The sequence below is a fragment of the Streptomyces luomodiensis genome, assembly GCF_031679605.1.
Lineage (GTDB): Bacteria > Actinomycetota > Actinomycetes > Streptomycetales > Streptomycetaceae > Streptomyces > Streptomyces luomodiensis.
Genome location: NZ_CP117522.1, coordinates 555,025 through 574,302, shown reverse-complemented (window position 1 = coordinate 574,302; position 19,278 = coordinate 555,025). Strand labels below are relative to the sequence as shown.

The 19,278-nt window shown below is 70.6% G+C and carries 18 protein-coding genes and 1 pseudogene; 12 read left to right on the top strand and 7 right to left on the bottom strand.

Annotated elements, in window-relative coordinates:
• Nucleotides 1-23: 23 nt before the first annotated feature.
• The 8 genes from PS467_RS02520 to PS467_RS02485 all read left to right on the top strand — a co-directional run bounded on the left by PS467_RS02520 (nt 24) and on the right by PS467_RS02485 (nt 9,579).
• Nucleotides 24-1,226, top strand: coding sequence for an amidohydrolase family protein (locus PS467_RS02520; protein ID WP_311033762.1), 1,203 nt, complete (start codon nt 24-26; stop codon nt 1,224-1,226).
• Nucleotides 1,223-2,665: an aldehyde dehydrogenase family protein gene (locus PS467_RS02515; protein WP_311033761.1), complete on the top strand. Its 1,443-nt coding sequence runs from the start codon at nt 1,223-1,225 to the stop codon at nt 2,663-2,665. The genes PS467_RS02520 and PS467_RS02515 overlap by 4 nt, the downstream gene beginning before the upstream one ends.
• 62 nt (nt 2,666-2,727) lie before the next feature.
• Nucleotides 2,728-3,999 (top strand): Nramp family divalent metal transporter, encoded by a 1,272-nt coding sequence (locus tag PS467_RS02510; RefSeq protein ID WP_311033760.1) that lies wholly within the window; start codon nt 2,728-2,730, stop codon nt 3,997-3,999.
• A gap of 185 nt (nt 4,000-4,184) precedes the next feature.
• Nucleotides 4,185-5,225, top strand: a complete 1,041-nt coding sequence (locus PS467_RS02505) for a zinc-dependent alcohol dehydrogenase (protein ID WP_311033759.1) — start codon at nt 4,185-4,187, stop codon at nt 5,223-5,225.
• 86 nt (nt 5,226-5,311) lie between these two features.
• Nucleotides 5,312-6,598, top strand: coding sequence for a Rieske 2Fe-2S domain-containing protein (locus PS467_RS02500; RefSeq protein ID WP_311033758.1), 1,287 nt, complete (start codon nt 5,312-5,314; stop codon nt 6,596-6,598).
• Nucleotides 6,599-6,679: 81 nt separating this feature from the next.
• Nucleotides 6,680-7,120: a hypothetical protein gene (locus PS467_RS02495; RefSeq protein WP_311033757.1), complete on the top strand. Its 441-nt coding sequence runs from the start codon at nt 6,680-6,682 to the stop codon at nt 7,118-7,120.
• Nucleotides 7,117-8,091: a PDR/VanB family oxidoreductase gene (locus PS467_RS02490; protein WP_311033756.1), complete on the top strand. Its 975-nt coding sequence runs from the start codon at nt 7,117-7,119 to the stop codon at nt 8,089-8,091. The genes PS467_RS02495 and PS467_RS02490 overlap by 4 nt, the downstream gene beginning before the upstream one ends.
• Before the next feature lie 132 nt (nt 8,092-8,223).
• Entirely contained in the window at nt 8,224-9,579 is a 1,356-nt protein-coding gene (locus tag PS467_RS02485; protein ID WP_311033755.1) for an MFS transporter, read from the top strand.
• 14 nt (nt 9,580-9,593) lie between these two features.
• Here PS467_RS02485 and PS467_RS02480 read toward each other — a convergent pair whose 3' ends face one another.
• Nucleotides 9,594-10,013: a 5-carboxymethyl-2-hydroxymuconate Delta-isomerase gene (locus PS467_RS02480; RefSeq protein ID WP_311033754.1), complete on the bottom strand. Its 420-nt coding sequence runs from the start codon at nt 10,011-10,013 to the stop codon at nt 9,594-9,596.
• Between the two features lie 342 nt (nt 10,014-10,355).
• Here PS467_RS02480 and PS467_RS02475 point away from each other — a divergent pair, with 342 nt between their 5' ends.
• A complete protein-coding gene (locus PS467_RS02475) occupies nt 10,356-11,009 on the top strand; it encodes a class I SAM-dependent methyltransferase (RefSeq protein WP_311033753.1) in 654 nt (217 codons plus the stop codon).
• 80 nt (nt 11,010-11,089) lie between these two features.
• Here the strand turns inward: PS467_RS02475 and PS467_RS02470 are convergent.
• Nucleotides 11,090-11,254 (bottom strand): annotated as a pseudogene (locus PS467_RS02470) (imine reductase family protein); the annotation flags it as partial.
• A gap of 92 nt (nt 11,255-11,346) precedes the next feature.
• Nucleotides 11,347-11,706, bottom strand: coding sequence for an excisionase (locus tag PS467_RS02465; protein WP_311033752.1), 360 nt, complete (start codon nt 11,704-11,706; stop codon nt 11,347-11,349).
• A gap of 68 nt (nt 11,707-11,774) precedes the next feature.
• On the opposite strand from PS467_RS02465, the gene PS467_RS02460 reads away from it, so the two are divergent.
• Entirely contained in the window at nt 11,775-12,746 is a 972-nt protein-coding gene (locus PS467_RS02460; protein ID WP_311033751.1) for a Clp protease N-terminal domain-containing protein, read from the top strand.
• A gap of 54 nt (nt 12,747-12,800) precedes the next feature.
• Nucleotides 12,801-13,946 (top strand): FAD-dependent oxidoreductase, encoded by a 1,146-nt coding sequence (locus tag PS467_RS02455; protein ID WP_311033750.1) that lies wholly within the window; start codon nt 12,801-12,803, stop codon nt 13,944-13,946.
• A 12-nt stretch (nt 13,947-13,958) separates the two neighbouring features.
• Here the strand turns inward: PS467_RS02455 and PS467_RS02450 are convergent, their stop codons facing one another.
• The 4 genes from PS467_RS02450 to PS467_RS02435 form a co-directional block, all read right to left on the bottom strand.
• Nucleotides 13,959-14,465 carry a MarR family winged helix-turn-helix transcriptional regulator gene (locus tag PS467_RS02450; RefSeq protein ID WP_268969750.1) on the bottom strand — a complete coding sequence of 169 codons (507 nt, stop codon included), beginning with the start codon at nt 14,463-14,465 and terminating at the stop codon, nt 13,959-13,961.
• Nucleotides 14,462-16,156: an FUSC family protein gene (locus tag PS467_RS02445; RefSeq protein WP_311033749.1), complete on the bottom strand. Its 1,695-nt coding sequence runs from the start codon at nt 16,154-16,156 to the stop codon at nt 14,462-14,464. Before PS467_RS02445 ends, PS467_RS02450 begins: the two co-directional genes overlap by 4 nt.
• A gap of 91 nt (nt 16,157-16,247) precedes the next feature.
• Nucleotides 16,248-16,997 carry a class I SAM-dependent methyltransferase gene (locus tag PS467_RS02440; protein ID WP_311033748.1) on the bottom strand — a complete coding sequence of 250 codons (750 nt, stop codon included), beginning with the start codon at nt 16,995-16,997 and terminating at the stop codon, nt 16,248-16,250.
• A 72-nt stretch (nt 16,998-17,069) separates the two neighbouring features.
• Nucleotides 17,070-18,077, bottom strand: a complete 1,008-nt coding sequence (locus PS467_RS02435; RefSeq protein WP_432280527.1) for an alpha/beta hydrolase — start codon at nt 18,075-18,077, stop codon at nt 17,070-17,072.
• A gap of 163 nt (nt 18,078-18,240) precedes the next feature.
• Here PS467_RS02435 and PS467_RS02430 point away from each other — a divergent pair, with 163 nt between their 5' ends.
• On the top strand, nt 18,241-19,188 hold the full coding sequence (locus PS467_RS02430; RefSeq protein ID WP_311033747.1) for a GlxA family transcriptional regulator: 948 nt from the start codon (nt 18,241-18,243) through the stop codon (nt 19,186-19,188).
• Nucleotides 19,189-19,278 lie beyond the last annotated feature (90 nt).

The window sequence follows — 19,278 nt, the reverse complement described above, 5'->3', positions numbered from 1 at the left end:
GCTCTATGGAAAAGGAGCAGACCATGACCACGACCCACCAGCCCAAGCCACTTCCCACGCAGGAAATCACCACCCGCACGCACACGGCGGACATCCTGGCCAACGCCCGCCGCGACACCGATCGCTACGGGCTCGACAAGGTCTTCATCTGCGATGTCGACTCGCACCACGCGGAGCTGAACTCCTGGAAGGACATCATCTCCTACGTCGAGGACCCCGTCCTGCGCGACATCGCGCAACAGATGATGATCCACCGCCCGCAGGCGGGGCAGCTCGCCCTGAGCAACTACAAGGCCGGACTTGCCCTCCAGGACGCCGGTGCGCGCATTCCGCACCAGTCGGGTCTCGCGGAGTCGGTACCGGACACCGGCGACGCCCGTGATGTCGAGCTGGTGCGCCGGGCGATGGACGCGATGAGCATCGACGTCCAGGTGGTCTTCCCCCAGCCGATGCTGGAGATCGGACTGCACCCCGAGAAGGGTATCGCCGTGCAGCTGATGAAGGCCTACAACCGGTGGTTCGTCGAGAACGTCCTGCCGAAGGACCCCAGGATCAAGACCATGCTCGGTCTTCCCTTCGAGGACCCGCAGGCGTCCCTGGAGACCATCCGCGAGTTCGGGGACCACCCGGACGTCCTGGGCTTCCTCGTGACCAGTCAACGGCACGCGGGCGTGCACCGCAACGAGTACATGCCGCTGTACGCCGAGCTGGAGGAGCGGGGCCTGCCCATCGGCTTCCACGCCGGCCCGACGTGGGAGGACTCCATGACCTCCACGATGAACCGGTTCCTGTCCGTCCACGCCATGTCGTTCGTCACCTGCAACATGACGCACCTGACCAACTGGATCGTCAACGGCATCCCGGAACGGTTCCCCCGCCTGAAGACCATCTGGATCGAGAGCGGGCTCGCCTGGCTCCCGTTCATGATGCAGCGCCTGGACCACGAGTACCTGATGCGGCAGTCCGAGGCGCCCCTGCTGCGCCGGCTCCCCAGCGACTACATGCGGCAGATGTACTACACCTCGCAGCCCATCGAGATCACGGACATGGCGCTGCTGGAATCCACCTTCAACGCCATGAACGCCAAGGACACCCTGCTCTACTCCTCGGACTGGCCGCACTGGGACTTCGACGTCCCCGGTCGCATCATGGGCATTCCCTTCCTCGATGAGCAGGCGAAGCTGAACATCCTCGGTGGCAACGCCCGGAAGGTCTTCGACCTGTGACCGCGGCACGGCAGATATCGCAGGCCGCGACGCAGGACGCTTCGAGGGAGGACGGAGCCGGCTGGGATCCCCTCATCCGGCCGCTCAACCCCACCACCTTGGCCCCTCTCCCGGAGATCCAGCCCACGACCGCGGACGAACTGGACGCCGTGGCGTCATCGGCCGCGGCGGGCCTTCGGACCTGGGCCGCGGACCCCAGACGACGCTCGCGCGTCATGCGCGACTGGGCGGAGGCGCTACGGGCCGACGCCGGGGAGCTGAGTGCGGATCTCGTCGCGGAGACGGGCAAGCCGATCACCGAGGCGCGGGCCGAGGTGGCCGCTGCCGCGGACGCCCTGGAGTACAACGCGGGTCTGACCCGTATCCACCTCGGCACAGCCGGCAGCCTGCCCGACGGCAGCGTCAGCCACGTGGTGCGCGAACCGGTCGGACCGAGCCTCTTCCTGGTCCCGTGGAACTGGCCCGTGCTGCTCCTGCTCCGTGACATCGCCCCCGCTCTCGCGGCCGGTGTGACGTGCATCGTCAAGCCCTCCCCGCAGACCAGCCACGTCACCACACGCGTACTGAGGCTCGGCCGCCGTGCCGGTCTGCCCGAGGAGGTGGTGCAGGTGGTCTACGGCGATGTGGCGGTCGCGCAGCACCTGCTCCACGATCCCCGCATGCGGGCCGTGGCATTCACCGGCTCCACCAAGGTGGGCGAGGCCGTCCTGAGGTCGACGGCGGACCGTATGCTGCGGCCGCTGCTCGAACTCGGAGGCAAGAACGCCGCAGTCGTCCTGCCCGACGCCGACCTCGACTCCGCCCTGCCGACACTGGCCCGTGCGGCCGTCATCACCGCGGGGCAGATGTGCATGGCCTGCTCACGGCTGTTGGTCCACCGTTCCGTGCACCGTGAGGCGGTCGGCGCGGTCCGGGATACCCTCCGGGCCATGCGGCTCGGTGATCCCGCGAAGGATGCCACCGAGATCGGCCCCCTCGTCTCGCCCGCTCACGCCGCATCGGTCATGGGGCACATCGATGGTGTGCGAGGGCAGGCAGGTGTCAGCGGCGGGGAACTCGTCCACCCCGACGGGATCGCGGGCCATGCGGTGACGCCGGCCGTCGTCGACGACCCTGACCGCGACGCGGCGATCATCCACACCGACGTCTTCGGCCCGGTGCTGACCATCGAGCCCTTCGACAACGAGGAAGACGCCGTCACACGTGCCAACGTGACGCGCTACGGCCTCGTCGCCGCGGTGTGGACCGGTGACCCCGGACGCGCCCTGCGGGTTGCCGCACGGCTGGAGGCCGGAACCGTCTGGGTCAACGGATGGAACACGTCGTACCCCGACGCGCCGGGTGGCGGCATGAAGTCCTCGGGGCTGGGCCGGGTCCGCGGCATCCACGGTGTCGCGCAGTTCACGGAGACCAAGCACATCCATCTGCCCGTCGGCTAGAGGGGGAGCGAGGGCGTCGCGCGGTTCGCCTCTTCCCCGCACATTTCCGGAGGTGTGTCCCTGTGGCCCTCAGTACCGAGCAGGCGCCGGAGCGGGATATCCCGCCCTCGACGCCGCGGGCGGTGCTCTCGGGCGGTGTTGTCCTCGGGGTTCTCGGACCGGCGCTCGTGGCGGCGACCGCCTACGTCGATCCCGGCAACTTCGCCACGAACTTCGGCGCCGGGGCCCGGTTCGGATACCAGCTGATGTGGGTGGTGGTGGCGGCCGGTCTGATGGCGATGCCGGTGCAGTACTGCGCGGCCAAGCTCGGTGTGGTCACCGGCAAGTCGCTGCCGGAGGTGTGCGCCGGCCGGTACCGGTCCTGGGTCCGGTGGCCACTGTGGGCACAGGCGGAACTCGTCGCCATGGCGACCGACTTGGCCGAGTTCATCGGCGCCGCGTTGGGACTGCGTCTGCTGTTCGGAGTGCCGCTGTTCCCGGCCGGACTCATCACGGCCGTGGCGGCCTTCGCCGTGCTGGGGTTGCAGGCGCGGGGGAGCAGGCCCTTCGAGCGTGCTGTCACCGCGCTCCTGCTGCTGGTCGTCGGCGGATTCGGCTATCAGTTGCTGCGTTCGGATCCGGCCCCCCGGGATGTCTTCTCGGGACTGGTACCGGCTGTCCCCGGCGGAGAGCGGCTCTTCCTCGCGGTGGGAATCGTCGGCGCGACCGTCATGCCCCATGCGGTGTATCTGCATTCGGCGCTGACGGCCAGGGGCGCTGTCGCTCGCAGCCGCGCCGAGTGCGTCGGCATGCTGCGTGGCGCACGCTGGTCCGTGCTGGCCGGCCTCGGGCTGGCCGGCCTGGTGAACGCGGCGATGCTGATGGTGGCCGCCGCGGTGCTCCACGACGGCTCGGGCGGGGACGGGTCTTCTCTCGAAGGGGTCCACGCGGCGCTGGCGCACGGGCTCGGGGGCACGGCCGCCCTGGTCTTCGCCGTCGCGCTGCTGGCCTCCGGGATCTCCTCGTCCGCTGTCGGCACCTATGCCGGGCAGGTGGTGATGTCCGGATTCGTACGGCTCGGCATCCCCTTGCTGCTCCGACGCCTGATCACGATGGCACCGTCTCTGGCGGTTCTCGGCCTGGGGATCGACGGCACCACGGTGTTGAACGCGAGCCAGGTGGTCCTGAGTTTCGGCATCCCCTGCGCGCTGGTGCCGCTGATCGCAGCGGCGCGCGATCGGTGCCTCATGGGGGAGTTCGCCAACTCCCGGACGTTCACAGCGGTCCTGGTGCTCATCGCCGTGGTCATCACCAGCCTGAACGCGCTGCTGGTCTACCAGCTGTGGCCACGTTGAACAGCCGTTTCGCACCTGTTGACGGGGCTGCGTGCAGCCCCTACCGTATCGAATCGCTAAGCGATATCCATGTATCGCCTAGTGATAATAAGGAGGAAGTTGTGGGCGACACATCCGCCGCAGCGGTACCGGACTCGGCGCGCGCCGGCGTGGCCCTCCCCGGAGCGCGCAGCGAGGTACGCCGCATGCCGACGAGATCCCCGCGGCCCGGTGAGGGCTGGCTGCGCGTCGCGTCCTCCGGGATCTGCGGCACCGACGTCAACCTCTACGCACAGGGTCTGGCGGCCCCCACCGTCCTGGGCCACCACGTCGCCGGCACGATCGCGGCTGTCGCCGACGAGCCCGGCCCGCGCCGATGGTCGGGAACGGTGGGACAGCGCGTGGTGGTGGAGGAGTACCTGCCGTGCGGAACCTGCCGGGCCTGCCTGGCCGGCACGTACCGGCTGTGCCCCGACACCGATCTGTGGGGAGGTGGCCGGCGCATAGGAACCATCCCCGCCGACGAGGAACCCGGGCTCTACGGTGGCAACGCCGAGTACCTGCTGCTGCCGCCCAACGCGGTGCTGCACCCACTGCCCGGCGGCCTGTCCGACGAACTCGCCGCCTGGGTGCTTCCCTACGCCAACGCTCTCGACTGGACGGTCCGGGCGGGTGGCGTGACCAAGGGGGACCGTGTCATCGTGCTCGGCCCCGGCTACCACGGGCTGGCCGTCACCGCGGCTGCCCGCTGGGCCGGAGCGCACGTGGTCGTCGCGGGACTGAGCCGGGACCGCGCGCGGCTGGACATCGCCGAGCTGCTCGGCGCGCACACCGTCACCGCTGACTCCGGCGACGAACTCGCCGCGAGCATCCAGCGGGTGCTCGGGTCCGATCCCGCCGACGTCGTGGTCGACACCGTCGGACCCGCGCCGCACGTCATCGCCGTCGCTGTCGATCTCCTGGGACAAGGCGGCAGGCTCGTTCTCACCACTCCCAAGAACCCCGCCCACGTCCCCGTCGACACCACCGCCATGACCCGGCGCAACCTCACCGTCACCGCGGTCCGCGGCCGACGCCCCGAGGCGATCGCCACCGCGCTCACCTCCCTGGCCGACGGAACGTCCCGCCTCCAGCTCGTCCCCTCGGCCGACACCACGCTGGAGGGAACCGGCGCCATGCTCGGCCACCTCGCCGCCGGCACCGGCCCCGAGACCCCGCACGTCGTGGTGCGCCCCCACGCGCACTGACCGACACAGGACATCACTCCCACGGCCGTGCGGCCCCGCTTCACCGCCGCACGCGCATCTCACTCGTACACCTGAGGAGCCTCATCATGCTGACCCGAGAACAGAACGAGCGGCTCGTCCGCACCGACCGCGGCACCGAGATGGGCACCCTGCTCCGCCGCTACTGGATACCGGCCCTTCTCGCGGAGGAGCTGCCCGAGCCGGACTGCCCGCCGGTGCGCGTCAAGCTGCTGGGCGAACGGCTCATCGCCTTCCGCGACACCGAGGGGCGGGTCGGCCTCCTGGACGAGCTGTGCAGCCACCGCACCGCCTCCCTCTTCTTCGGCCGCAACGAGGAGGGCGGACTGCGCTGCGCCTACCACGGCTGGAAGTACGACGTGGCGGGCAACTGCGTCGACATGCCCTCCGAGCCGCCGGAGAGCCGCATGTGCGAGAAGATCAAGCAGCCTGCCTACCCGTGCGTCGAGCGGGGCGGTGTCATCTGGACCTACATGGGCCCCGCCGAGCTCAAGCCCGAGCTCCCGGACCTGGAGTGGGCGGGCCTGCCGGCGAGCAGGGTGTTCGTCTCCAAGCGCCGCCAGATGACCAACTTCATGCAGGCGATGGAGGGCGGTATCGACTCCAGCCACGTCTCCTTCGCCCACCGCTTCAACATGGACGACGACCCGATGCACGCCGGCACCGCCGGTCTCGCCTACCTGAAGGCCGACACCCGGCCGAAGTTCGAGGTGGTCGAGTCCGACGGCGGGCTCCTCATCGGCGCCCGGCGCAACGCGGAGGACGAGCAGTACTACTGGCGCATCACGCAGTGGATCATGCCCTGGTACACGATCATCCCGCCGTTCGGCACGCACAACCCGCTCGGCGCCCACGCCTGGGTTCCCATCGACGACGAGACCTGCTGGGCCTGGTCCATCAACTACCATCCCACCCGCGACCTCACCGAGGCGGAACTCACCGCGATGCGCAACGGCGAGGGCATCCACGCCAAGTACATCCCAGGCACGTACGACACCCTCGCCAACGCCTCCAACGACTACCTGATCGACCGCCAGGCGCAGAAGGACAAGAAGTCCTTCTCCGGTGTCGAGGGCATCGCCGCCCAGGACTTCTCCCTCCAGGAGAGCATGGGCGCCATCGTCGATCGCACCAAGGAACGCCTCGGCACCTCCGACGCCGCGATCATCCTCGCCCGCAGGCGCCTCCTCGCCGCCGCCGAGACCGCGGCCAAGGGCGACCCCGTCCCCGGCGACCAGGGCGCGCACCACCGCGTCCGCTCCGCCTCGGTGCTGGTGCCGAAGTCGGTTCCGTTCCAGGAGGGCGCCGCGGACGCGCTGGTGGTCCGCGACGGCGAAGACTTCGTCTCCATCTGACGCACCTCCTTAGCACCACACGCTGCCTCTCGCACCGTCTGCGAAGGCTCAGCCAAGGAAGAAAGAAAGGAGAGGTGGCCCATGCCGACGAACTCCTGGACCCGGCGGTCCTATGAAGCCGACGTGCTGCTCGTCCCTCTCGACCCCGCGGCCCGTACCTCCGCCGCCGCCCTGATCGACCAGCTCCCCGGGATCACCGTCGCCGACGGAGCGTCGCTCGCCGACGAGCGGAAGCACCTCGAGCGTGCCGACGTCATCACCCTGCTCGTACGGGACCTGGCCGCCGTCGACCATGACACGGTGATCCGTCTGGGCCACGCGGCCCGGGATACCGGCACCCTCCTCGGTGCGGTTGTCGTCACGCCGTGTCTCGCCTGGAGCGGGGCGGACGAGGATGCCGGCGCCGCCGTGGTGCGGGAGTACGCCGACACCGTCGTCATCGTCCGGGACATGCCGCCCGTCCTGCACCTGCTCCAGGTCCTGCGTGGCGGCAGCCGGGATGCGGCGGAGGTGACGGCATGACCGGGACGACGGACAGCTGGCGCGATACCGTCGTCACCCAGGTCCGGCTGGAGGCTGAGGGGGTCGTGTCGCTCACTCTCGCCGCGGCTGACGGCCGCCCTCTGCCCTCCTGGGAAGCGGGCGCGCACATCGACGTGCGTCTGCCCTCGGGCACGGTGCGCCAGTACTCGCTGTGCGGAGCCCCTGACGCGGCTGCCTACACCGTCGCCGTGCTGCGGGAGGACAACGGGCGCGGTGGTTCCGCGGAGATCCACGACACCGCGTTCGTCGGCCGCACGCTCCCGATCCGCGGTCCGCGCAACCACTTCCCGTTGCGCTCCGCCGAGCACCATGTCCTCGTCGCGGGCGGCATCGGGATCACCCCGGTCCTCGCCCTCGCCCGCGAGGCGAGCCGCCGCGGGGATTCCTGGGAACTCCACTACGGCGGCCGCAGCGCGGCCAGTATGGCGTTCACCCATGAGGTGCGCGGCCTCGGCGGCGAGATCTCGCTCGTCGAGGGCCGGCCCCTCGACCTGGCCTCCATCGTCTCTCGGGCCCCGTCCGGTGCGGCGGTGTACGCGTGCGGGCCGGCCGGACTCCTGACAGCACTGCGGGAGCTGTGCACGGACACCGGCACCACCCTGTACACCGAGCAGTTCACCGCCGACCCGAAGGCACGGACAGCTCCGGGCACCGCGCCGGACGTCTCCGGCGCGGCCGAGGGCGAGTCCTTCGAGGTCGAACTCGCCCGCACCGGGGCCACGGTCACCGTCGAGCCCGGAACATCCATACTCGACGCGGTACGCACCGTGTGCCCCGACGTCCTCTCCTCCTGCGAAGAGGGCTTCTGCGGCACCTGCGAGACCAAGGTCCTCGCCGGTAAGCCGATCCACGCCGACAGCATCCTGAACGAGCGGGAGCGTGAAGTCAGCGCATCCATGATGATCTGCGTCGGCGGCTGCGCCTCACGCCGGCTCGTCCTGGACCTCTGACCGAACCGGTCGGCGGGGCCCGGCCCGTCCTGTCGGGCCCCTGCCCGGAGCACCCTCTCCACCGGCGCGCCGATCGCACGACCCCTTGTGCGCCCAGTCCACCGCAGCACCACTGACCGCGGAGGTTCAAAGATGAACCTGCCCCATTCCTCCGGCTGTACCACCGCCAGTGCCTCCCGCGACGCCTCCCTCGCACGGCCCTCGCCCTACCGCTGGGTGATCCTCATAGCCTGCTGGCTGTCCTTCACCCTCACGTCCATCGACCGCTCCACCTGGGGTCCGGCCTCCGTCTTCGTCGGGGACGGACTGGGGGTGCCGATCGCCAGCCTCGGCGTGTTCGCCACCGCCTACTACATCGGCTATGTCATCTCCAACGCGCTGGGCGGCCTCGGTGTCGACCGGTACGGGCCACGCATCGTTCTCACCACCTCCTTGACCGGCGCCGGAGTCTTCATGACCGTCTTCGGTTCCACTCCTTCCGCCACGGTCGGCATCGCCGTCCAGGCCGTTGTCGGCCTCTTCGCCGGTGCCGACTACTCGGCGGGCGTGCGCCTCATCTCCAGCTGGTTCCCGTCCCGTCGTCTCGGGCTGCCGATGGGCATCTTCACCACCGCGACCTCCCTCGGAACAGCCATCGCGAACGCCGTCGTCCCCGCGCTGATCGCCTGGCACGGGTGGGGCACCTCGTACCACGTCTTCGGAGTGCTCTCCATAGTGGTGGCCGTCCCGCTGTTCCTGCTGGTCCGCAACCAACCGGACGCCATGACCGCGAGACCCGTGTCGGGAGGAGCCGAGAAGGACACGGACCCAGTGACCGGGGCCGTGCGGAGCGGCTCGCGCGGCCGGCTCGATTTCGGCGGCATCGCTCGCAACCGCGACTACGTGCTCGTCTGTGTGACCGGCTTCTGCGGCTTCTGGGGACTGTACGGTTTCATCACCTGGGCCAACGCCCTCATGATCAGGGGACACGACATGTCCCCCGGAACCGCGGGACTCGTCGTCTCGGTCTTCGCCATCACCGCCGTGGTGGCGAAGCCCGTCATCGGCTATGTCACCGACCGCTTTTGCGGTGGCGCCCGCAAAATACCGACCATCGCCATCCTCGGCGTCTTCGCCCTCGCTCTCATGTGGTTCGGCCAACTCTCGACGCCGACCGCGTTCATCCTGCTCTCACCGCTGCTCGGCGCCGCGGCTTACGGATGGACGCCGCTGATCGTCGCGCTGGTGCCACGACTCGTCCCGTCCTCGGTGACCGGCACGGCATCGGGGATCGCCAACGCCATCTGGCAGCTCGGCAGCGTCCTGGTGCCGCTCGCGGTCGGTGCCGTCTTCTCTGCGACGGATTCCTTCGACGCGGCCTTCGTGACCCTCGCCATCGGCCCCGTCCTCGCGATCCTGGTCATCGCCCCCGTACGGGCCGGTGGCGCCAGGCGAACCCGTGATGACCACCCGCGGAGCGGAGCGGAGAAGACCTCACCGGTCGCCTGAAGCGCCGTCGTCGGTCAGCGGGCTGCCGAGGGGTGTCTGCCCGGCTCTTCGCGGTGGGGCGCCACAGCAGGTGCCTCCCGGGAAAGGCGGTAGGAAGGGGAAAGGTCCCGTACCTCGACCGTGCACACCGTCCCGGTGCCGCCGGGGTCCCGTGGCAGGTACCGTCTGAGCAGTGCCAGCACCCTCTCGGACAGCTGGTCCTTGAGGCTGTCGGGGCGGCCGGGGAGCAGACCGATCCCCACGTGCACGAGTGCCGTGTGCCGGTCGCCCTCGCCGCCCCCGATGTACGTCTCGGCCGCGGCACGGAGAAACACCTTGCACACCCCTTCGGAGCGGCTCACATCGAGCACCAGCTGATGCAGTTCCGCCACGAAGGAGGTCCCGGCGAGGACGCCGCCCAGCCGGGAGGAGTAATCGACGGTCACGTGCGGCATGGGGCGGCCACCCTCACCAGCGCGTCGACCGGGTCCACCGGATACTGCTCGGCGAAAGCCCGCGACGGGCCCACACCTTGGCACCCACTGCCCGTGCTCACTACCACTCCGTTCCTCGCTGATCGGCGTATTCGACCACTCGGTCTTCCGCCAGGGAATCGTTATGTGATAGTAGGCCATCGCTCTGCGATAACTTCAGAGGGGGTCCGCGACGGCCGGCGGGCGATGGCGCGCCCGCCGACGCGTGGACACGCCGGAAACGACCGCTCCTCCGGTCCGAAGCCGACCGGATGGTCCACACCCCGCCGCGCCTGTGTCGGTGGCCCCGGCTAGATTCGCCGCGTGACCGAGCCCTCTTACCTCGCCGCCGTCCGGGAGTCCTACGACACCGTCGCCACGGCCTACGCCCAACGCGTCAAGAACCCGGCCGAGTTGGATCCGCTGTCGCGGGGCATGCTGGCCGCGTTCGCCGAACTCGTGCGGAACGCCGGGCGCGGCCCCGTCGCGGACCTGGGGTGCGGGCCCGGCAAGGTGACGGCACACCTGGCCGGGCTGGGAGTGCCGGCGTTCGGCGTCGACCTGTCGCCGAAGATGGTCGAACTGGCCCGGAAGGCTCATCCGGGCCTGCGGTTCACCGTAGGGTCGATGACCGCGCTGGAGATCGAGGACGACCGGCTCGGCGGCATCCTGGCGTACTACTCCACTCACCACACGCCACCGGAGCTGCTGCCCGTGGTGTTCGCCGAGTTCCACCGCACCCTGGCGCCTGGTGGCCATCTGATGCAGGCCGGCTATGTGGGAAACGACGAGCTGCTGCGTCCGACCCGAGCCTACGGCGACCACCCCGTGTCCTACGCATCGCATCTGCTGCCCGCGGACCGGCTCGCCGGGCTGCTGGAGCAGGCCGGGTTCACCGTCACCGCACGATTGGTACAAGCGCCCGGCGAGGGCTTGAAGAGGCCGGTTGCCAGCTTCCTGGCCCGTAAGCCGGCATGAGCGGGCCGTGCTGATCCCGTTCCGGGAGCGTGAGGTCGCATCACACGCACCCGGAAGGGGACCAGCTCATCCGGCAGCCCTCAACGGCGGCCCAGAACCTCGGCGATCCGGATGAACCCGTCCGCGACGTGGCCCAGCCCGATGGCGCGTCGGGGGCCATGCCCTCGGCCGCGCGCATCACGCCCGCGTCGATGCCGTGGGGACTCGGAGGTGTGGACGATATGGGCCATGGTCGGTGTCGCCGCTCGGCCGCCACGGCAAGGCAAGGCCGTCCTCGGCCTCGCGGGGCTGCCCGGTGACGACTCCGGGCCGATGGCGCGGTGATGCTCCGCCGGTTTCACTTCCGCTCCAGCGCGGCCAGCCGCAGCTCAAGCTGGTCAACTCGGTGCCGTAGCAGGGTGACCTGGGCTTCCAGACTGACTTCCCGTTCGGCCCTGCGCTGAATGCGCGGTGACGCGGCGGCGCGCTCGATCACCGCGTCCAGCTGGACCAGGCGCTGCGGTCCGTTCGGGCCGTCCACCAGCCGGGACTGGATCTCGCCGTTGCGGTACCAGGACCGCAGGGCCGAGCGGGAAACCCCGGTCTCGGCTGCCGCCTTGGCCAGCGTGACCCAGGGTGTCTCGTCCAGCCGCTCGAACAGCTCCAGCTCATCGCGCCAGCGCGCGAGCCGGTCCTCCCAGTCCGACGGTGTCTCCATCACACCCTCCCTTCGACACGGTGACCCTATCAATAACAGTGTATTGACAGGGTTGGGAGCATAGAACCATGACGTTTGAACGGTTCACGGTGAAAGCCCGCAAGGTGGTCGTCAGGGCTCAGGAGGAGGCGAGGCTGCTCAAGCACCATCACATCGGCACCGAGCACCTCCTGTTGGGGCTGCTCGACGTGCCGGACGGCGTGGCGGCGAACGTTCTGCACCGGCTCGGATACGACAAGGAGACGGCGCAGGCCGATATCACCGCGCTGGTCGAGCCCGGCACGCAGGAGCTGAGCGGCCATATCCCGTTCGCGCCGGGCGCGAGGAGGACGCTGGACCTCGCCCTGCGCGAGGCGCAGCAACTGCGCCACACCTCCATCGGTACCGAACACATCCTGCTCGCGCTGGTCAGGGACGGCGAGGGCGTCGGCGCGAAGGTGCTCGCCGAGCGGATCCATCCCATCAGCAAGATCCGTGCCGCGGTGCTGGCATCAGTGGAGGGAGCGCAGGACGTCGCGGCCGGCCCATGGCCGGCCGGCACACCTGCCACCGAGGACACCGTGGCCGCCGCCAGCGCGCTGGCCGGTGGCGCACCGGTGGGCAGCCATCACCTCCTGGAGGCGATGCTGCGGGCGGAGAACAGCATGGCGGCCAGGGCGTTGCGCGAACTCGGGGTCGACCCGGAGGCGGTCGCCGCCAAGATCGACGAACTGGACCCGGAGACGACCACGGACGCGAACCCGGAGGAAGCCGCCGCGCGCACGATGGAAATCCGGCTGGTCGACGATGAGGTGCACCTGATCCTGCGGGACCCGACCACGGTCACGGCCGCCAAGAAGGTCACCGAGCTGTCCCGTGGCCCGATCCAGGGCGTCGGGCCGGTCGCCGGCATGTTCGTCCCGCTCTGGCGGTCGACCAACCAGCTGCTGCTACAGATCCAGCGCCTGCTGCAACCGGAACCCGAGGACGAGGACGGATCCGCCGCGAGCAACGTGGCCAAGACCGTGCGCACGGTGCTCGCCCCCCGGCTCCGCCGGTGAACCGGCTCGATCTCCCGCGAACAGGCAACACGACACGGTGAAGCGGAGGCAACCATGACCATCACCATCATCGGAGCCGGTTTGGGCGGTCTGGCCCTCGCCCGTGTGCTGCATCTGAACGGCATCGACGCCGTCGTGTACGAACGTGAAGCGTCGCGCGGCGCGCGCGGCCAGGGCGGCATGCTCGATCTGCACGCCGGGACCGGGCAGCGGGCGCTGCGCGAGGCCGGCCTGATCGACCAGTTCCACGCGATTGCCCGTCGCGCCGGGCAGGACATGCGTCTTCTCGAGCCGGACGGCACCCTGCTGCTCCAGGAGGACACGCCCGACGACGCCCCGCTCGACCGGCCCGAGGTCGACCGTGCCGATCTGCGCAACCTGCTGCTGGACTCTCTCCCCGAACACGCGGTGCGCTGGGGGCACGTGTTCGCCTCCGCCGACGACGGCCTGCTGCACTTCGCCGACGGCAGCAGTGCGACGTATGACCTGCTGGTCGGCGCCGACGGCGCGAACTCCCGGGTCCGCGCGCTGCTCACCGACGCCCGGCCGACACACACCGGCCAGAACATCGTTGAGCTCGGTATTCCCGACATCGACCGCACCCACCCCGATCTCGCGGCCATGGTCGGGCGCGGCAACTACTGGGTGCTCGGCGACGGACAGTCCCTGGCGGCGCAGCGCAACGGCGACGGCCGTGTACGTATCGGCCTCAGCTTCTACCGCACCGCCGAGGACTGGTTCGCGACCAGCGGGATCCCGTTCGGCGACCCAGCCGCCGCCCGGATGCGGCTGATCGAGCTGTTCACCGGCTGGGACGCACGGTTCACCGCACTGATCGCAGCCTGCGACGACACGGTTTCGCCGCGGTCGATCACCACTCTCCCGGTCGGCCTGACCTGGCCGTCGAGGCCAGGTGTCACGCTGCTCGGCGACGCCGCGCACCTGATGCCGCCGGTGGGGCAGGGCGCCAACATGGCGCTGCTCGACGGTGCCTTGCTCGGCCTCGCGCTGGCCGCGCACCCGGACGACTTTCCCACCGCTGTCAAGGAATACGAACGCGAGATGTTCGAACGCACCAGCGCCGCCGGCCGGCAGTCCGCGCGCGTGCAGGAAACACTGATGTCGCCCGACGCCGCCCAGAAAATACTCGCGTTCTTCCGATCCGGCCGTGTGACCGCATGTCACCGCGAAGCGGGCTGATCCCCGGACTTCCTAGCGGCGGTGGATTCCCAGGCGGCCTTCCAGCTGGATGAGCAGCTCGCCCAGCTGTTCGGCGAGCTGGTCACGCCGGCCCGCGTCCAGCCCGGCGAGGGCGGCACGTTCGAACGCCAGCTGGGCGGGCAGCACGGTGTCCATGACCTCCCGGCCCGCCTCGGTCAGCCGCACATGCGCCACTCGGCGGTCGCGGTCGTCGGTGTGCCGCTCGACCAGGCCGCGTTCGATCAGCTGCCGCAGCCGCTTGGTGACCGCGGCGCCGGACACGAACGTCTCCCGGGCCAGTTCGCCGGGGGTCAGGTCGCGGCCGGTCCGGCGCAGCGCGCCCAGCAGGTCGAACTCGGTGCGGGACAGATCCGCGTCCCGCAGGGGTCCGCTCTCCGCCTGCTGGAGAAGCGAGGCGCAGCGGTTGATCCGGCCGATGATCTCCATGGGGCTGGTGTCCAAGCCCGGGTGGACGGCCTTCCACTGCTGCACCACCGCGGCCACGGTGTCATCCGTCATGTCCTCTGCTCCTCGATGAGATGGCGGTCCCTCGCCAGCCCCTGTCGTCGTACCGTCGCGGCGAGCGTACGGTGTGCCCGCTGCTCGGTCCGCATCAGCCTCTCCTCGGGGAGCGCACGCTGCCACCACTCGCCGGCCGCCGTGTCGGCCGCGTCCCGCAGTACCACCAGGCTGGCGGTGAGCCGGCGGCGGGCGGTGGCCAGTTCGGCGGCGGAGCTCGTGGCCGAGGCCAGCACCTGCTCGGCGGTGTCGGTGGCCCGTTCGGCGGCGCCGAGCGCCTGCTCCATGCGGCCGCCGGTGCGCCGGTTGGTGATGAGAATGGCGACGACCATGCCGACCGCCACACCGGCCAGAGTGTCCAGAACGCGGTCCGTGATGAGCTCGCCGGCGGGCCGGACATGGGCGAACTCGGTGATCAGCAGCGCCATCGGGGTGACCGACACCGAGCCGAGCCAGTAGTTGCGGCTGATCAGCATCTCGTTGCAGAAGCTGAAGACGATGCAGAGGATCGCCAGGACCACGACGCTGGTCCGGGCCAGCGGGACGACCGCGGCGAAGACCGCGACCCCGCAGACGTTGCCGACCAGGCGCTGGAGCACACGGTGCCAGGTGAGGGTGACGTTCGCCTGGTAGATCGCCGAGGCCGAGACGATCGCCCAGTACGGGTGGCCGACGCCGAGGGCCAGGCCGACGTAGCCGGCCGCGGCGCAGCCGACGGCGCAGCGCACGGCGATGGGCAGCAGCGGTGAGCCGGCCCGCAGCAGACCCCGCAGCAGCGGCTCGCGGCCCTGCTTGCGGCGCCCCTCGCGCTCGGCGCCGACGCCCAGCAGCTCGTCGCCGGTGCCCGCCGGCATCGGCACCTCGGGCAGCGGGCCGCGGCCGCGCACCTGGCGGGCCCACGCGCGCAGCCGGTCGGGATCGCTCGCGCCGGACGGGCCGATGAGGGAGGCCTCGGCGTGCAGGACGAGGTGCTCCAGCGCGTGCCGTACGCGAGTGGGCTTTCCGGCGGCGAGCAGCGACTGCCAGGCGCCGTGCACGGCCGCCGCCGCGGCGTGCCGGGCGCGGCGCCGTCCGGCGCCGTCCGGCGAGACGAGGTAGCCGGCCGCGGCCTCCAGCGCGCGGGCGGTGGCGCGGCGCTCGGGGCCCTCGCGCCGGATCAGCGCGGGGGCCAGGGCGATCAGGCCGCCCAGGATGCCGGCGCCGAGCGTCAGCGCGGTGTGGAAGGGGACCTCGTGCAGCTCCTGCGGTGCGAAGAGGGTGCCCGAGACGACGAAGACGAGGATCACATGGCCGGGCGGGCCGATCCGGGTGGCGTCACACACCGCCTTCTGAAGCCCGGCGATCAGCGAGGCGATCGCGATCAGCGCGATGACGCTGTGCACCAGGGAGGCGCAGACCAGCGCCACGGCCATACCCGCGGTCATGCCGATCACGACCCAGACGCCGGCCCGGAGGCGGGCGGCGTACGGCAGGTGGTGTCCGTACAGGGCGCAGAAGGCGCCGGACATCACATACATCGCCAGCTCGCTCCGGCCGATGACCAGCAGCGGTACCAGGACGAGGGTGGCGGCCACCGCGACGCTGGTGGCGGGCTTGAACCAGATGTCGGAGGGCCGGTTGACACGGAGCACGCCGGATAGCGGGAGTCTGCGGATGGGGGGCTGTCTGGTGGCGGGTTCCGTGGTGCTCATACAGATAGGGTACCAGGTGTTTTACCAGTAAATAACTTTGGCGCGCATCTGGACGGCCCTCTGGTGCCCTGCTCACCCTGTCGGCGCGCGACTACCGGATCGGCGGGATCCGGTACACGGAGACGTGGGAACGTGACTCGGCGGTGAACTCGGCGCCGGACCAGTCCGCGTGCCTGGTCTCCAGCTCGAATCCGGCGAGCTGGGCCATGAGGTCGAGCTCGGCCGGCCAGATGTAACGGTGCGGGCTGCGGAACAGCCGGGCCTCCTTGGTGTCGTCGAACGAGAAGTGGTGCGACACCACGTGCTGGCGCAGTACGTCGTAGGTGTCCAGACCGATGTAGCCGGACTCGGTATGCCAGACGGTGGCCGTCTGGCCCGGTGGGAGCTTGCGCAGCTCGGGCACCCACAGCTCGATCACGAACCGGCCACCGGGTGTGAGGTGGCGGGCGGCGTTGCGGAAGCACTCGACCTGCTCGGCTTGGGTGAGCAGGTTGGAGATGGTGTTGAAGACGAGATAGACGAGCGTGTACTCCCCGGCCCCGGGAGCCGTGGACGTCGCCATATCACCCGTGACCACCGGGATCGTCGCCTCGTCCGCCTTGGTCCGCAGCCGGTCGATCATCGGGAGCGACAGCTCGATCCCGGTGACCGGGACCCCTCGCTCGACGAGCGGGACGGCCACCCGGCCGGTGCCGATGGCGAACTCCAGCGCCGCTCCGCCGCCCGCGAGCTCGGCCAGGCGGCTCACGGTCGGCCCCAAGACCTCGGGCGCGAACATACCCGTGCCGGGGGTGTCATAGCGCTGGGCGGCGTCGGTGTCCCAGATCTCCTCTTGTCTCATGCCGCCAACCTCCACCGTCGGCGTGGGGGGCGTCCACTGATTTCTCGTGGTCACCGCTCGCCGCGTCCTGGTTCACCTCCCGGAGCGGGCGAGGAGCCGCCTGAGCCAGCGGGTGCGGGCATCGCGTGCGTCCTGGCTGAGCGCCGCCCGCGGCGCCACGCTGTCGAAGCCGTGGCAGGCGCCGGGCCATACGTGCAGTTCGGCCTGGCCGCCGGCCTGCCAGAGCGCGTTCGCGTACGCCACGTCCTCGTCGCGGAACATCTCCGCCGATCCGACGTCGATGAACGCCGGGGGGAGACCGGACAGATCCGTGGCGCGGGCAGGGGCCGCGTAGGGCGGCAGGTCCGCGGCGCCGTAGCGGTCACCCAGCAGCGCTTTCCAGGCGGTCTCGGCGGAGACGAGGTCCCACCCGCCGAGGCCCGACATCTGGTGGCTGGAGACGGTGCGTGCGCGGTCGTCCAGCATCGGGCACAGCAGGAGCTGCCCGAGGATGCCGGGACCGCCGCGGTCCCGGGCCAGCAGGGCGAGGGCCGCGGCGAGACCGCCCCCGGCGCTCTTTCCGCCGATGATGACGCGGCCGGCGTCGATGCCCAGTTCGCCCGCGTGCCCGGCCGCCCAGACCAGTCCCGCGTAGCAGTCCTCCAGCGGTCCGGGGTACCGCGTTCCCGGTGCCAACCGGTACTCGACCGAGAGGACGGCCATCTCCAGCGGGAGGGCCCACTCGCGGAGGATCCGCGGCAGCACCGACCACGCGTTGCCCATGATCATCGCACCGCCGTGCAGGTAGTACAGCAGCGGCAGCGGCCCGCTCGGCCCGGTGGGCCGCACGCTCACGAGCGTGACCTCGGGCCCGTCCCGCGGTCCCGGAACAGACAGCTCCGTCACCTCGAAACGGCCATCGGCCCGCAGCTCCTCGGCCGTCGGCCTGGGCCGGGTCGCGGCATCCCGCTCCTGCCGGGCCGCGAGGTTCTCCGGAGTGACCGGCTCTGTCGGCCCGTTGCCCAAGGACGCCAGCACGGCGCCCAGTTCAGGGTCGAAGGGTGGGACGGCCGTCGGCCTCGGCGCAGGGGCGGGCTCCATACCGCGGCATCCAAGCACCCGCCAGGTGCCGCGACACCCCGGCGCGGCCGGCGCCCTTGGTGTCCGTCCGCCGGCCAGTGGCACGATGCTTGCGACAGCTGCCATCGCGGTCACGGGAGCGAGCGGATGCCCGTCGGATCGCGGGAGGGTCGAAGGAGGCCCGATGAGTCGGAAGAACCACCGCGTCGCCGTGCTCGTGCTCGAAGGTGCCAAGCCCCTCGACGTCGGCATCCCCGCGCAGGTGTTCTCCCACCGGTCGAGCATGCCGTACGAGGTGCGGGTGTGCGGCGCCGCGCCCGGACTCGTGGCCGGCGGTGACGGCCTGTCGTACCACGTGGCCGAGGGCCTCGAGGCGTTCGAGCACGCCGACACCGTCTTCATCCCCGGCTATCGGGATCCGTCGACCACGGAGCCGCCGACGGCGGTCGTCGACGCGCTCATGGCCGCCCACGAGCGGGGGACACGGCTCGCGGCCATCTCGACGGGGGCGTTCGCGCTGGCGGCGACGGGCCTGCTCGACGGCAAGCGGGCGACGACCCACTGGCACTACACGAAGGCGCTCGCCGAGCGGCATCCGCTGGTGAAGGTGGACGAGAACGTGCTGTTCGTGGACGAGGGCGAGGTGCTCACCTCGGCGGGCGCGGCATCCGGTATCGACCTGTGCCTGCACCTGGTGCGGCGCGACCACGGTGTCGGGCTCTCCAACCACGTGGCGAGACGGCTGGTGGCGGCGCCCTACCGCAGCGGTGGGCAGGCGCAGTACGTGCCGCGCAGCGTGCCCGAGCCGCTCGGCGACCTGTTCGCGAGCACACGTGAGTGGGCCCTGGCGCACCTCGCCGAACCGCTGACCCTCGAGGCGCTCGCCCGCAACGCGCGGGTGTCGGCGCGCACCTTCTCCCGGCGGTTCGTGGAGGACACCGGCTACACACCGATGCAATGGGTGCTCCGGGCCCGCGTGGACCTGGCCCGTGAACTGCTCGAACGCACCGATCTGGGCGTGGAGCAGATCGCCGACCGGGTCGGGCTCGGCACCGGCGCGAACCTGCGTCTGCACTTCCAGCGCATCCTCGGCACCTCCCCGACGGAGTACCGGCACACCTTTTCCGCCTGACGGTGTGGCCGGGGTCCGGCCGGTGTGGCGAGATACTTGCGTGTGCTGTCGTTCGGGCCACTGTCGGTCCGGTATCCGGATGCCGACGAT

Coding starts and splice junctions, on each gene's coding strand:
- PS467_RS02490 (WP_311033756.1), top strand. CDS start 7,117: ATGACCGGGACGACGGACAGCTGGCGCGATACCGTCGTCACCCAGGTC.
- PS467_RS02450 (WP_268969750.1), bottom strand. CDS start 14,465: ATGACGGATGACACCGTGGCCGCGGTGGTGCAGCAGTGGAAGGCCGTC.
- PS467_RS02485 (WP_311033755.1), top strand. CDS start 8,224: ATGAACCTGCCCCATTCCTCCGGCTGTACCACCGCCAGTGCCTCCCGC.
- PS467_RS02505 (WP_311033759.1), top strand. CDS start 4,185: ATGCCGACGAGATCCCCGCGGCCCGGTGAGGGCTGGCTGCGCGTCGCG.
- PS467_RS02500 (WP_311033758.1), top strand. CDS start 5,312: ATGCTGACCCGAGAACAGAACGAGCGGCTCGTCCGCACCGACCGCGGC.
- PS467_RS02455 (WP_311033750.1), top strand. CDS start 12,801: ATGACCATCACCATCATCGGAGCCGGTTTGGGCGGTCTGGCCCTCGCC.
- PS467_RS02480 (WP_311033754.1), bottom strand. CDS start 10,013: ATGCCGCACGTGACCGTCGATTACTCCTCCCGGCTGGGCGGCGTCCTC.
- PS467_RS02520 (WP_311033762.1), top strand. CDS start 24: ATGACCACGACCCACCAGCCCAAGCCACTTCCCACGCAGGAAATCACC.
- PS467_RS02445 (WP_311033749.1), bottom strand. CDS start 16,156: ATGAGCACCACGGAACCCGCCACCAGACAGCCCCCCATCCGCAGACTC.
- PS467_RS02430 (WP_311033747.1), top strand. CDS start 18,241: ATGAGTCGGAAGAACCACCGCGTCGCCGTGCTCGTGCTCGAAGGTGCC.
- PS467_RS02440 (WP_311033748.1), bottom strand. CDS start 16,997: ATGAGACAAGAGGAGATCTGGGACACCGACGCCGCCCAGCGCTATGAC.
- PS467_RS02465 (WP_311033752.1), bottom strand. CDS start 11,706: ATGGAGACACCGTCGGACTGGGAGGACCGGCTCGCGCGCTGGCGCGAT.
- PS467_RS02435 (WP_432280527.1), bottom strand. CDS start 18,077: ATGGAGCCCGCCCCTGCGCCGAGGCCGACGGCCGTCCCACCCTTCGAC.
- PS467_RS02495 (WP_311033757.1), top strand. CDS start 6,680: ATGCCGACGAACTCCTGGACCCGGCGGTCCTATGAAGCCGACGTGCTG.
- PS467_RS02460 (WP_311033751.1), top strand. CDS start 11,775: ATGACGTTTGAACGGTTCACGGTGAAAGCCCGCAAGGTGGTCGTCAGG.